Consider the following 13,971-nt stretch of genomic DNA (forward strand, 5'->3'; position numbering starts at 1 on the left):
TTAAGGAGTTGGAGCGGGCACGGCCGTGCGCTCCACGGTGCCAATGGCAAAGCCTGGTTTGAGGCTGTTGACGTGCAATCCGGTTAAATCACGGCGGGCCACGACGCGGTTCGGCAGGAAAAACAGTGGGATAATTGGGGCTTCAGTCTGCAGCATTGCTTGGAAGCGCCGTAGCAGCTGAGACTTGCGCTGGGGGGTTTTGGCGGTCGTAATTTCATCAATGAGACGGTCGCTGGCGGGCGTGCTGAAACCGGTAACATTGCTTTGCCCCAAAGCCCTGGAGTGGTACAAAGGAATGTAATTGAACATAAACGGATTGCCTCGCAGGGTGCGCACGTACATATCAAAGTCACCCGCTTTCAAAGCTGCCGTGAAGGACCCTGATTCGGTAGGCAAAAGCGATACAGCCACGCCTATGCTCGCCGCCGCCGCCTGAAACTGCAGCGCGGCAGTGGCAAAAGTTGGCTCATCGGCTCGATAGCGCACCACCAGACGAAGCCGCTGCGGCTTGCCCTGCGGTTTGGTCCGAACCCAGCCCGCGTCGTCACCCTTGGCCTCGCGGCGCCAGCCGGCCTGGCGCAACATCGAGGCGGCGGTAGTCAGGTCAAACGGCAGGGGCCTAAGGCTGTCGTTGTAGTTGGCTCGGTCGAGGGGGCTGATAATGCCGACCGTTTGTTGGCCGGCTCCGAGCTGGGTGGCCTTAATCAAGCCCGCAGTGTCGAAGCAGCGCCCCAGGGCTTTGCGCGTAAGCGCGTCGGCCAGAGCCGGCCGGCGGGTATTAAAACCCGCTGTTACGACATCGTGCGAAGGCACTGAATAGAATGCCAGCTTGGTACGGGCGGAGCGGGAATTGCGCAAACGGGCAAACTCGCGGGCTGGCACTTGCGGAAATACATCCAAATCGCCGCGCTGAAGTGCCAGGCTCGCTGTAGAGGCATCCGGAATGATAACAAAGTCGAGCTGCGAGGGGCGGGCCTGCAGCACGAAAGGAGTTGGTTCAAGTTTGCTCCCCCACCAGTTCTCTTTGCGACGAAAGGTCAGGTACCGGTCCTTTTCCCAAGCAGAAAGACGGTAGGGGCCACAGCCCGGCAACGCGCCCGGGGCAAAAGCCTGAAAGCGCCGGGCCACTGCGGCAAGTGCCGAGTCGGGTGGGGCATTGGCTGGCAGGCGCTGCAACTCGGCCAGCGAAAAGCGCCGCAGAAGCCCTTTTGGGTCGATAGCAGCCTCTGGCAAAATAAAAAAGTCGCCCGATGTTTCTGGATATTCCAATGACTGACCCCGGCACTCCAGCGTGAAGTGGCGAGAGTCGTCGGGGTCCGGGATAAGAGCCCGAATAAAGTTGTATTGCAGTCGAGCTGTTTCGTTGGGCAGGCCCGGGCAAAACATCAGCTTTAGGGTGAAGTCCACATCCGTGGCTAACACCGGGCGGCCATCATCCCAGGTCGCCACCGACCGTATCTGGTAGGAAAGCCGGGTCAGCGAGTCGCCGATGTATTGGGCTACAGGCAACGTTTCGGCCAGTGCCGGCTCAAGCCTCTCCGCTGAGAAATTGGTGTGCAATAAGCTTACATATGCCAAGTTGGCCGCATCAAAAGCCAGCTGACTTGGTATCTGTAGTATATTCAGCACCTCAGGGTCATGAGCCCAACGCACACGGATGCTGCCCGACTTATTCTCCGGACTAGAACAGCCCTGTAGCAGTAAGGCTATTGCAGCAGAGAGCAATAAACTAACTGAAAAAGTTGGCTTCATGCGATATATCTGGGCGGCTACTGCCGAAACAGTAAGGCAAGATATACACGAAACCAAGAGGTGTAGGGCGCTAGAGCTTATGCAACGATGTCGCCAACCCAACCACCTGTGCCGCCCACAGCGGCGATGTCGCCGACCCAGCCGCCGGTGCCACCTACAGCGGCGATGTCACCGACCCAGCCGCCTGTGCCGCCAACTTTAGTGGTTTCGGTGCTAATAGTAGTAGGGACAGTCTGCGTAGCGGCAATTTCCTTGGTAACGCTAGATGACAGACTGGCGAAATGGAGCAGGGCGAAGGCGAGGATATTCAGCACGGTCGTTATGTATTAAAAGAGGTGTCAGGTATTTGATTGACACAAAGTTGACGCTTTACGATGCCGTGCAAAAGGACAATGTTGTCCTAATTCAGACTTGCATATAGTTTATAAATATTATAAAAAAAGTTATTGTAAATGGGATAATCGCCTTTATTTGTTTCTACATCGCACCTTATTTGGTTCTCTTTGAGAAAAAAAGACGAATTTGTGACGTCAAAGCAGTAGAATTGTGATAAACCAGCACAATACAAAGGTCATGGTTAGTATGCGGTCAGAAAAGGAAAGATTAGTGGTGAATGTGACTCGGCCTTTAAATCCCTGCGGAGAGCAAAAATGCCGAATACAGGCAAATAAAGCGATTTCGAGATGAATGAAATTGCAAATTTGGCGCGGATTGTGACATTCAGAGGCTTAACGTCGCTGCCGGTTCTAGACATGCGCAACAATCAGTCGAATAAAGAAAATCAATTCGTATCGATACTGACGAAGGCACCGGATTCTACTCAACTACAAGTAGTAAAAGCATTATATGGCAAGCCAACGGTAGCGAACGTGCGAGCGCTGCAAAAGCTGCAGTCTCGCGTTCGAAGCAAACTGCTCAATCAATTATATTTTCTTGACCATTCCGACCCCAGGCATTTTGTGTCGCGCCGATATGAGCTGGAGTGCTTGGACCAGTTGCACAAGGTAAGTATTCTGTATGCTGAGCGGGACTTTAAGCTTTCCGAACGCATGCTTCAAAGGTGCTTACGGCTTGCGGAGGCAGGAGAATTTACTCAATATGTTGTGCAAAGTGCCCGGATGCTCCGTAACCTACACACGGAGCAACGGCAGGCAATTCCTTATAAGAAGATAGTAAAGGTCCTGTTACGGGCCCAGCAGTTATTAGCCTGGGAAGACGAGGCAGAGCAGCTTTATGCCGATACGCAACTTGCGCTGAGTGGTACCGTAGCCGCACGTCGAGCAGTATTGGCCGTATTGCCTTGCCGCATAGAACAACTGGAAGCACTGCACCGTCGAGCCCGCAGTTTCACTACCTACAATCTGGTGTACCGGGCGCGACTAGCTTATGAGGAATTGCAGGGCAATTTCTCCGAAATGATTCGGGTGACGGCGGCGGCGGCCCGGCGCTTGCGCGAGGGCAAGGTTAACGCTCGGCGATTTGATATTCGCTTCAATCACTTTGTGAGCATTTATGCCTATTTGCGCAGTCGGCAACCCATGCAAGGATTGCGGCTGGCAGAGCAATATTCCCGCGATTTTCACCCTTCATCCAACAACTGGTTCTATTTCCAAGAGCACCATGTGCTGCTGGCACTGCACGCAGAGCAGTACGAGCGGGCCCAGCATTTATTAACCTTAACCGCTAAAAACCCTGGGTACCCGAACCAGTTGGAAACCGCTCTGCAGCGCTGGGACCTGTACCGGTCGTACATCGAGTTTGTGCTGCCGCCGCAACGGGTAACAACGGCCCGGCAGCGGCAAATAGCCCAATGGGTATTGCAACTCCCGGAATACAGCCGCGATAAGCGGGGCCACAACGTGGCTATTTTGGTGCTGCAGCTGCTTCACTTCCTGCGCGAACGCAATTTGGAAGAGGTGCTATTGCGCCTGGAGCGCTTGCGGAAATACCAACAGCGGCACTTGTACGAGCCTACCACGCTGCGAAGCCGGCTTTTCCTGCGTCTGCTTCAGGTGATAATTGACAAAAATTTCGACGCGGCCCAGGCTGCCGAACGAGGCAAGGCGCTGCTGCAGCAACTGCGCGAAACGCCTCCGCCTGGCGAGGCATTTGCTGAGGTTGAAATCATCCCCTACGAGCACTTGTGGGAGCTGGTGCTGCGTCTGCTGCGCGAGGGAGCACCGGTCGCGAAAGAGTCAAGTTCTGTTTAGCCGGATTCGGTTGCGCATTCTGTCTGCGCGGCGTGGTAGTGGAGCCCTATTGACGCGGCTCCACTACCACGCCGCATGTCATGCAATGGCTGCCAGTGCAGTCGTCGGAGTCGCGAGGGCCACAGTTTCGCTTACCCGCACCCGGCCGGGCGCTTTGCAGTGCATGCTGGAGATGTCACCGGCCTCTTGAGCATAGCAGCCGAGGCTAGCGAAAAGCATCATTACTGCCACGAGAGCCAAAAATTTTTGCCGAAAAATCGATGTAGAAAACTCATGCCGCAGCAATGAGAAGCGCAAGTAAGTGCAAAAAGCGACACGTGCTTCCCAGCTTAAAACCGGTTGAGGCGCTGCATCACGTCACGTAGGTAGGTCTGGCCCACGGGGATATTCTTGCCCTCAACCAACATGGTGTTGTCTTCCAGCGCTTGGATGCGATTGAAGTTGACGATGAACGAGCGGTGAATGCGGATGAAGCGGCTAGTAGGGAATTTCTCCTCAACAGCCTTCATGGTGCTGTACACAATGTGTTTGCTCTGCCCCGTCACAATGTGCACGTAGTCGCCGAGGGCCTCTACGTAGTGCACGTCATCGAAAGCTACCCGCACCAGCTTGTTGTCAACTTTTACAAAAGTGAAGTCTGCGTTCGGGGCTGGGTTTTCAATGGCCTCGGTGCTGGTAGCAGCAGGCTGGCGCTTAGCAGCTTCGAGGGCTTTTTGGGAAGCCTGCAGGAAGCGGGCGTAGCTGACTGGCTTCATCAGGTAGTCAACTACGGAGTATTCATACGCCTGCACGGCGTATTCCTTGCTGCTGGTAATGAGCACCACCAACGGCGGATGCTGCAGGGTTCGCAACAGTTCTATGCCCGACATGAGCGGCATCTCAACGTCCAGGAACAGCAGGTCGACGGGGTGGGTGCGCAGGGCTTCGGCGGCTTCTACGGGGTTGGTGTAGCTGCCCACTGCATTTAAAAAGGCTGTGTTGGCAATGCAGTTGAGTACCACCTGCACCGAGAGGGGGTCGTCGTCAACAACCAAACAATTCAAGGAAGCAACGGAAGTGGAAGCAGACATAAAGGCCCTTGTTAACTAGATAGGCCAACGAATGTAAGTTGGCGGGTTCAGTTAATTCGCGTCAAGCCCGGGCTGCCAGCTGCGGGTATAGTTCAGCTAACTGCTGGCGGATGCTGGCCACCAAGGGCTCGCACTGGGTGCCAGGGGGCTGCCGAGCGGCGCGCTCCAAGTCATCGAGCTGGGAGTGAAGCACAGGGACGCCGAAGTAGGCCACCTGCCCTTTTAGTTTGTGGGCGGCACCGGCCAGGGCTGCGGGGTCCGCGGCGCAATGAGTGGCCAGTAACGCTTCCAGGGCCGGGGCTTCAATGAGAAAGGTGCCTACAATCTGCTGCAGGAAGGCTTCATTGCCGCAGGCAAGCTCCTCTAGTAGCTGCCAATCGGGCACGATGCTGGCCGGTTGTGTCGCAAGCTTAACGGGTTGGGGGGCATCTTTTGCTTCTGCGGGCAGCGCAGTTGGCGGTTGCGTTCGGCCCGTGAAATGAGCCAGCCGTGCGTAGAGCACGGCGGGTTCGAAAGGCTTGGCCAAGGTGTCGTTCATGCCGGCGGCCAGGGCAAGCACCCGGTCTTCGGGCAGTACCGAGGCCGTGAGGCCGATGATGGGCAGTCGGGCGGCGTCGGGGAAAAGTTGGCGCAGCTGGCGGGCGGCTTCGTAGCCATCCATTTCGGGCATCTGCACGTCCATTAGCACGGCGTCGAAGGGAGTAGGCGTGGCTGCTACCGCCTCAACGGCGAGGCGGCCGTTTTCGGCAATCACAACTTCAACATTCCAAGCTTCCAACGTTTTGCGGGCTACCAGCTGGTTCAAGGCATTGTCTTCAGCTACCAGCACCCGCAGGGTTGGCTCAAATGCCGCCAGCAGGCCTTGGTCGGCCGCGGGTAGGGCAAGGGCCTCGTCGGCTACCTCATAGGGCAGCTCAAAAAAGAACTCGGAGCCTTGACCTTCGTCGCTAATAACGCTCAGCTGCCCGCCGTGGAGCTGCACCAGATTGCGGGCGATGCTCAGGCCCAGGCCGGTGCCACCAAACTCGCGGGTAGTGGACGTGTTGGCCTGCGAAAAGTCTTCGAAAATTGCCCCCAGCTTGTCGGCTGGGATGCCTAAGCCGGTGTCGCGCACAGAAAAGCCCACTAATACCTTCGAGTGCAGAAATTGATTGTCGGAGGAACCAGCAGCCTGCGCTTCATGAGCCGATGGCACAGGCACGGCTTCCACCGTGACGGTTACGCCGCCCCCGCGGGTGAACTTGATAGCGTTTCCAACTAGGTTAACCAATATCTGATTGAGGCGCACTGGGTCGCCGAAGACGGCGGCCGGTACGTTGGACGCTACATTGACCAAGAAAAACAAGCCTTTGGTGTCGGTGGCGTACTTGAACATGGCCCCGAGCCGCCGCACAGCCTCGGGCAGGCGGAAGGGCACTTGCTCGAGCGACAGCTTGCCGGCTTCCATCTTGGAGCTGTCGAGAATGTCGTTGATAATCACCAGTAGGTTTTGCGACGACGACTCGATGGCCGTGAGGTATTCGCCCTGTTCTGGGGTGAGGCGGGTGGCCTGCAGCAAATTGGTGAGGCCAATGACGGCATTCATCGGCGTGCGGATTTCGTGGCTCATGTTGGCCAGAAACTGCGCTTTGGCTTTGCGGGAAGCCTCGGCAGCATCGCGAGCCACCACCAGGTCGGCGTTGATGTTTTCGATGTGGGCCTTTTGCTGGCGCAGCTCGGCGGTGCGCTCCACCACGGTGCGCTCCAGCAGGAGCTGGGTTTGGCGCAGGGCCCGCTCACGCACCCGCATAATGCCAAACACCCCGCCACCAGCCATCAACAGCACAAGCCCGGCAAACCACCACGTGCGCCAAAATGGTGTGGCGATGCCAAATTCCGCCCTGACCACCGGGCTCCAGGCACCCGCCGGGCCGCGACGGGTGCGGGCTTCCAACACATATCGCCCCGCATCCAGGCCAGGAAACTGGGCTTCGGGCGAAGCGCTGGGGTGGCTCCAGGCATCCGAAAGGCCCCGCAGGCGGTATTGGTAGGCGAGGGCTTCGTTACCAGCTGCTAAACTTATTCCCTCAAAACCAAAGCTTACCCGGTGTCGCGTGGCCGAAAGCTCGCCCAGGCCGGCTACCGTGCGCGGTTCGCCGTCTACCTCGGCGGTGGTCAGGACCAAGCCGGGAGGTAATGCGCGGGCCCAGCCCAGCGCCTCGCGCAAGTCAAGCCGAACCAGGCCGGCGCGGGTGGCAGCCCAAGCCGTTGGCTGCGGGCCGGTGGCCAGCGCCAGCGGGCCCCGGGAGTCGCGCGCCAGGGTATCGGTGGCCGCGGCCAGAGGGGTGAATTTGCCCGTGGTGGCTTCGAATAACGACAGGCCTTGCAAGTGCGACAGCAGCAGCCATTCTCCCGCGTCCTTGGCCGTGGCAAGAGTTGGTAGCGCCAGCAGCCCGTACACAAAGTTGGTGGAGAGGCTGTGCGCGGCGTTGTAATGGCGCCATTTCTTGTTGGCCAGGCAGTAGAGGCCCTGGCCTTCGGTGCCGACCCACACCCGGCCTTGGGCATCCTCGGCAAAGCTGCTGATGGACACGCCGGTTTTGCTGAGTTGATGGTAAGTGAACTGCTGGGAGCTGGGGTTGTAATTGGCCAGGCCGGTGCCGTGGGTGCCCACCCATACCCGGCCCTGGCGGTCGGCCAGCAACGTGTAAATCGTGTTTTGCAGCAGCCCTTCAGCGGTGGTGAAATGGCGAGCGGGCTGGGTGGAGTCGGTCGGCAGCAGGTACAGGCCGTTGGCGGCAGTGCCCACCCACAGGCCACTGCTGGGCGCGTAAGCCAGGGCCGTTACTTCAAGGGTAGAAGGCAGGCCCTTCACCCGGCGCGAAGCTCCAGACGGAGAGTATCGCCACAGGCCGTTGCCGGTGGTGCCAACCCAGTAGCCGCGCCCGGAGCCGGGTCGCGGCAGCACGGCTCGAACCGACACCGCCGGACCCTGCCTTAGGGGTTTGCCCCATCTGCCGGTGCTGCTGAATAATTGCAGCCCCAGGGCGGTGCTCATCAACAAGGTACCGTCCGGGCCGGGGCATAGGGCTACGGGCGGCGCACTACCGGCTGGCGTGGGGTAGCGGGCTAGGTAGCGGTCGGCGTGCCGCCACAGGCCCTGGCCCGCGGTGCCCAGCCACGTATTGCCCTCCCGGTCTTCGAGCAGGCTGGTGGGTACCACGCCATTAGGCAAACGCAGCCGATAGCGCCGCAGGTAACTATTGATGCGTGCGGTGTCGGCGGGCGGGGGGCCGTTGGCGGGCAGCCGCAGGCCGGCGGGCGCGGTGGCGCGGTCGGCGAGAGCGAAGGGGCCAGTGGGCCCTCCACTTACCGAAATGCCGCCCTGGTAGTGGCCCACCCACAGGCGCCCGCTGGCAGAGTCTTCGCGCAACGAGACCACAAAGTCTTCGGTGAGGCCGTTTTTCTTGGTGAACGTAACGAAGCGGGTGCCGTCGTAGCGCACCAAGCCTTCGGCGGTGCCCAGCCAAAGGTACCCTTGGCGGTCCTGCAGCAGCGCGTAAATGAACGGCGTGCGCAAGCCTTCCATGGGCCCAAACTGGCGCAGAAACGTCTGTTGGGCCTTGGCCGGGCGGGTGAACACCAGCACCAAGGCTAGTAGCGCCAACAACAGCAAGCCCGCGCGCCGGGCATACAGAAAGTGGAGGAGAAGTTTCAAGCAGCGCAGCAACTGGTTCCCCAGTCTTTTAATGCCACAAGGTAGAAACCCTGCGCCTGCTACGGGCCATTACGCCCACTGTGCAACCGCCGTGCGCACCATCCATTCACTCTGACTCGCCGCCGCTGCTACTTGGCGGTCACCTTAAACTCGGTGCGACGGTTAAGCTGACGGCTGGCTTTGTTGGTGTTGGGCACCACGGGGCGCGTTTCGCCGTAGCCCGCCGCCGTGAGGCGGGCGGGCGCAATGCCGTGCTGCGTGAGGTAAGTAACCACGGCTTGAGCCCGGCGCTGGCTGAGGTCCTGGTTTTTGGTGGCATCGCCCACGTCGTCGGTGTGGCCGGCCATTTCCAGCTTCAGGGCCGGGGTTTCGGTGAGCAGCTTCTGCAGGCGCTCCAGCTCGGCGGTGCTTTCCGGGCGCAGGTCGGCTTTGCCAGTGTCGAAGAAAATGTTGCGCAGCACGATGGTGGTGCCTACTTCCAGCCGTTTCAGCGGGACGTCTTTCACCACCTCGGCATAGGCGGCGCCGGCCGGCAGGTCAAAATTTTCGGAGTGGAACAGGTAGCCGTCCTGCCGCACCACAATGCCGTAGTTGGTGCCCGAAGGCAAACTTACCAGGAAGCGGCCCGAGGTGGAGTTGCTGCGGAAGCTGGCAATGGTGAGGCCGCTTTTGTTGTCGATGAGGTCGATGGCGGCTTCCACGGGCTGCTTGGTAGCATCGTCGGTCACGGTGCCTTTCAGGATGGTGACCTGGGCGGTGGCCACGGCCACGGCGGGCTCCAGCACAGCCTGCTTCACAGGGGCCAGGCGCGACGCCAGCAGCTGGTCTTCTTCGCTCAGCAAGGGCTGCTTCTCAGGCCCGAGGAAGGTGATGCGGTAAATGTCTTTGGCGCCGAGGCCACCGGGCCGGTCGCTGGAGTAGTAGCCGTGCCGCCCCGAGGCCGAGGTTACAAAAAACACGTCGTCGTCGGGGGTATTGATGGGCCAGCCCAGGTTCTCGGGCGTGCTCCACTTGCCGTTCTCAAACACCGATTTGAAGATGTCGTAGCCACCCATGGTGTTGTGGCCTTCTGAGGAGAAAAACATGGTTTTGCCATCGGGCGCCATAAACACGCCCTCCTCGCCATAGGCCGTGTTGATGGCCGAGCCCAGGTTTACGGGCGGGTTGCGGCTTTCCAACTCTACTTTATAAATGTCGGAACGGCCCAGGCTGCCCTCTTCCCGGTCGCTTACGAAGTACAGAAACCGGCCATCGGGCGAGTAGGTGGCCGAAGTTTCGTGGTATTTGGTATTGATGCGCGAGCCCAGCTGCTTCGGCTTGCTCCAGGCGCTGCCGCCGAGGTTGGCTTCGAGGATGTCGCCGCCGTTGCTGCCCGAGTACACCAGCATGCGCTGGCCATCGGGGGCCAAGCCCACGGTGGCGTTGTGGTCGTCGGTGTTTACGGGGGCGCCCAGGTTGGTGGCGCGGCTCCAAGCTTTGCCCTTCCAGGTGGACTGGTAGATGTCTTCAAAGTAGCCGTTGCCCTCGGCGTCCTTTTTACCGCCGGTCGAGCCGGCCCGTCGCGAGGTTATCAGGATGGTCGATTCATCGGCCGATACCACGGGGCCGTAGTCGGAATCGGCGGAGTTCAGCTCCGGCCCAGCATTGTCGACGAACACGCGCACGGGGCGGGCCATCAGTTGCTGGCCGTTGCGGCATTGTTGAATGTAGCGTTGCAGGTCGTTAGCCGTGAGGGTTTCGGAGCTGCCGTTGCGGGTGTTGCCGCCCACAGGTTGGGCTTGCTGGTACTCGGCAATGGCTTCGCGCCACTTGGCACTCAAATGCAGGGCGCGGCCCAGCAGGTAGTGCGTGCGGGCATCGGCCGTGACGTCGAGCTTGGCTGCCTTTTGCAGGTAGGGGAGGGCAGCCGTTTTGGTAGCCGAATGCAGATAGCAGTCGCCGATTTTTACGTTTAGCCCCGCGTTGTTGGGGTTGAACTGCTGGGCGGCCAGGTAGTGGGGCAGGGCCTGGGCGTAGCGCGGCGGGTCGGCGGTGTATTCGTTGTCACCGTCCTTAAGGGCACGCACGGCTTCCCGCAAGCCTTCCCTATTATCAGAAAAATGGTCTTTGGTAAAGGCTACGCTTTGGGCAGTTGCTTGGAATGCGGGCGTAACAAGTAGTAGGAGCAGAAATAGGCGGGTATAGAAGGACATAATGGTATGGAATAGATAATAAAACTAACCGGTTGTCATGCTGAGCTTGTGAAGCATGACAAATGCTGGGCCTGACGTTCTTTTAGTCAGCAGCCTCGCCGGCGCAGCCAGCCGCGGCCGCGTATCTATCTCCCACTGCAATGCCGAGCGAAGCGGCTTTGCGCCAATCCTGGCAGGCCTCGTCGGCCTGGCGGAGCATTTCGCGGGCATGGCCGCGGTTGAAGTAGGCCTCGGCGTAGTCGGGTTTTAGCTTGATGGCCTCGCTGGCATCGGCGGCGGCTTCGGCATATTTTTCCAGCTTGAGCTGGGCGGCGGCGCGGTTGTTCCAGGCGTAGGCGTACTTGGCGTCGAGCTTGATGGCCTGACTGAAATCGGCGATGGCGCCGACGTAATCTTTGTTTTCGAAACGGGCGCTGCCGCGGTTGCTGAAGGCCAGAGCGTTGTCGGCTTTCTTAACGAGGTAGGCGTCGTAGTCGCGCAGGGCCTGAGGCAGCTGGCCGGAGCGTCGCTCGGTGGTGGCGCGGTTCAGCAGGGCCGGGAGCAGGTCGGGCTGCAGGGCGAGGGCCTGGGTATAGTCTTGGTTGGCAGCGGTGTAGTTGCTAAGCTTCTGGTTGGCGCTGCCGCGGTCGTGGTAGGCGTAAGCCAATTTGGGGTCGGCCTTAATGGCGGCGGCAAAATCGTCGCGGGCGGCTTGGTAATCGCCTTTCTCGAAGCGCAACACGCCGCGGTTATACCAAGCCGGGGCGTAGTCGGGCTTGGCCTTCACTGCTTCGGAGTAGTCCTGGTCGGCCTCGGCGAGCTGGTTTTGGGCTTCGCGCACCCGGGCCCGGCCAAAGTAGCCGGTGTAGCTGCCTGGCTCCAGCTTCAGGGCCTGGTCGTAGTCGGCCAGCGCTTGGAGGTATTCTTTGAGTTCGTAGCGGGTGGCGGCGCGGTTGGTATAGGCGGCGGCAAAGTCCTCTTTGGCAGCAATGGCCTGGTCGAAGCTGCGCAGTGCGGCGGGGTAGCTCTGGGCGTTGAAGCTGGCGAGGCCGCTGTTGTAGGCCTTCTCAGCCAGTTGCGGCCCGGGCAGGGTGCTGGCCCGCACCGAATCTACTTGGGCGTGTGCCACGGCGGGCGCCGCCAGCAACAAGAAGAAAAGTAGAGTATTTGGCATAATTTCTAGATAATAGTCTAATTGAAGCGCATACGGAGCGAATATATTGGATTTTATTTTTTAGACCATGCTCCACTTAAAGTATATGCCCGGTCATTTCAAAGAATTACACCCAATACCTTTCTCTTAACTACTCCTCCCTTTTGGCAGAAGTAGCTCTTGCGCAGCCAAAGCGCATTTCTTGGTTTGGTTACCAATGTTCGCTGTTGGGCATCGTTGCGCGCCACGCATAAAAAAGCTTCGACAGAGCGGCGTTCGCCCCGTCTGACCTCACCACTCACAAGCTTTTTCTTGGACCGCGCCCTAGCACTAACTGCGCACTGGCAGGAATGCGCTCTTGGCTAAACGCCGTTTTATGCCCGGAATAACGCCCGTTTCTCACCCTGCCGTAAATAAGCAGGGGTGCAAGTGTCACAAAATGAAGCCCATTAAACCATGAATAGAGGCCTCAAGCGCTGCTGTTACTTGGTTAGCCGAAGGGCAATGTCTTCGAAGGCCTGACGCTGGTTTTCACGGTCTTTGGAGGTGATGTTTTCTCGGAGGTCCAGGCGGGTAAAAACGTGCAGGCTGGAGTTGACCATGCTCACGTCTACTGGCTTGCCATCAATAGTTTTCAGGCCTTTGTGAATCAGTACCGCGCTAACCGGGTCAGCGGTGGGGTCGGTTTCGGATTTATACACTTTGAGTTGGGAGCCCGCCGGTAACTTGAAGCCATTTTGCAAGTCTTTGCGCACGATGTTGACCACGGTGCGCAACTCTCGCAGCGTTTCGTAGGGGCGGTAGTGGTACCAGTGCCTGTCTTCGGCCGTGGTGTTATCGGCTGTTACATAGCCCAGCAGCGGGCCCACTACGCCCACCAGGGTCAGTAATTTATCCGAAGGCACCACGTTGGGGTCGATTAAAAACAGCTGCCTGGGCTTTTGGTGGTGGTTGAAGTAGCCATTGGCCAGCATTTCCAGAATAACGGTACAGCCCGTAGAAGACCCGGCCAGGCTAATGTTCTTGTAGCCGGCCTGCTCCAGCCGTTGGTATTCTTCCATAATGGGCAACTGCCAGTCGCGCCACGAAGCCTGCTTAAAGGAGGCATAATCGCGACCGTGTCCGCCCATCAGCACCTGCGAAATTGAGAAGTCGGTGCGGCTGCCGGCCCACTGCCGGAACTCATCCCACTCAAATGTGGAAGCACTATAGCCGTGCACTGCAATGAGCACTGGTCGTTGAGCTTCGGTCGGCGTGGGCTGAGGCTTGGCCCGCGACACCAAATACTTTTCGGGCTGGTACAGCGAGGCATCAAAAATGACGTCGCCATCAAGGGTGTCCGGGCTAATCTCGGGGCTCTTGCCGCAGCCGGCCAACGCAAGAAACAGCAAAATCAGAGGCGCTAATTTTTTCATTCGGCGGCCGGTTTGAAGATGGCGTATGTGAGGCTAACCTGATAAAAAATCGGAAAAAGGGTGCCGGGGCTGTCACTGCCGTCGCCTGTAAGCAGGTTATAGCCCAGCGAAGCCTCGGCACTGATGCGGCGTATGGTGGGAACCAAGAGGCCCAGCTCCGTGGAGAGCAGGGGCGAAGAGTTGGTTAAATTCTTAAAAATATCAGATTCGTAATCTGCTCGAAACCAGCCGGCATTGGCCCGCACAAAGGGATGCACTGTGCGGCGCATGCGGAATAGGTAGGCCCCGGACAAAAAGACATTGTCCTGCTTAATGGCATTGGACCCGATGGCCGAACCCAGCCGACTGCCGACATAGGTCAGGCCCAGTTGTAGCCGGTTGCTCAGCAGCCCCGGGTTGCGGTATTGCACCGTTAGGCCGTTTTCGTAGTACAGATTCAGGGTTTTTTGGAACCGCAAGCCCGCCTCTAGGGATGCTCCCTGCCCTCGGGCCGGGGCTGTAAG

At 58.9% G+C, this 13,971-nt stretch carries 9 protein-coding genes; 1 reads left to right on the forward strand and 8 read right to left on the reverse strand.

Annotated elements, in window-relative coordinates; all coding sequences use genetic code 11:
- Both ACP7AJ_RS12210 and ACP7AJ_RS12215 read right to left on the reverse strand, forming a co-directional pair.
- Entirely contained in the window at positions 1–1,560 is a 1,560-nt protein-coding gene (locus ACP7AJ_RS12210; protein ID WP_426060484.1) for an ABC transporter substrate-binding protein, read from the reverse strand.
- A 269-nt stretch (positions 1,561–1,829) separates the two neighbouring features.
- Positions 1,830–2,066, reverse strand: a complete 237-nt coding sequence (locus ACP7AJ_RS12215) for a hypothetical protein (RefSeq protein WP_426060485.1) — start codon at positions 2,064–2,066, stop codon at positions 1,830–1,832.
- A 369-nt stretch (positions 2,067–2,435) separates the two neighbouring features.
- Here ACP7AJ_RS12215 and ACP7AJ_RS12220 point away from each other — a divergent pair, with 369 nt between their 5' ends.
- Positions 2,436–3,962, forward strand: coding sequence for a hypothetical protein (locus ACP7AJ_RS12220; protein ID WP_426060486.1), 1,527 nt, complete (start codon positions 2,436–2,438; stop codon positions 3,960–3,962).
- A gap of 329 nt (positions 3,963–4,291) precedes the next feature.
- On the opposite strand, the gene ACP7AJ_RS12225 is transcribed toward ACP7AJ_RS12220, so the two are convergent.
- The 6 genes from ACP7AJ_RS12225 to ACP7AJ_RS12250 form a co-directional block, all read right to left on the reverse strand.
- Entirely contained in the window at positions 4,292–5,032 is a 741-nt protein-coding gene (locus ACP7AJ_RS12225) for a LytR/AlgR family response regulator transcription factor (protein ID WP_426060487.1), read from the reverse strand.
- Between the two features lie 61 nt (positions 5,033–5,093).
- Positions 5,094–8,729: a two-component regulator propeller domain-containing protein gene (locus tag ACP7AJ_RS12230; RefSeq protein WP_426060488.1), complete on the reverse strand. Its 3,636-nt coding sequence runs from the start codon at positions 8,727–8,729 to the stop codon at positions 5,094–5,096.
- Positions 8,730–8,857: 128 nt separating this feature from the next.
- On the reverse strand, positions 8,858–10,921 hold the full coding sequence (locus tag ACP7AJ_RS12235) for an OmpA family protein (RefSeq protein ID WP_426060489.1): 2,064 nt from the start codon (positions 10,919–10,921) through the stop codon (positions 8,858–8,860).
- 82 nt (positions 10,922–11,003) lie between these two features.
- A complete protein-coding gene (locus ACP7AJ_RS12240) occupies positions 11,004–12,074 on the reverse strand; it encodes a tetratricopeptide repeat protein (protein WP_426060490.1) in 1,071 nt (356 codons plus the stop codon).
- Positions 12,075–12,535: 461 nt separating this feature from the next.
- Positions 12,536–13,468, reverse strand: a complete 933-nt coding sequence (locus ACP7AJ_RS12245; protein ID WP_426060491.1) for an alpha/beta hydrolase — start codon at positions 13,466–13,468, stop codon at positions 12,536–12,538.
- Positions 13,465–13,926 (reverse strand): hypothetical protein, encoded by a 462-nt coding sequence (locus ACP7AJ_RS12250; protein ID WP_426060492.1) that lies wholly within the window; start codon positions 13,924–13,926, stop codon positions 13,465–13,467. The genes ACP7AJ_RS12245 and ACP7AJ_RS12250 overlap by 4 nt, the downstream gene beginning before the upstream one ends.
- Positions 13,927–13,971: the final 45 nt, after the last annotated feature.

Origin of the sequence: Hymenobacter sp. B1770, assembly GCF_049896385.1 — a bacterium.
In the GTDB taxonomy this organism is placed as follows: domain Bacteria; phylum Bacteroidota; class Bacteroidia; order Cytophagales; family Hymenobacteraceae; genus Hymenobacter.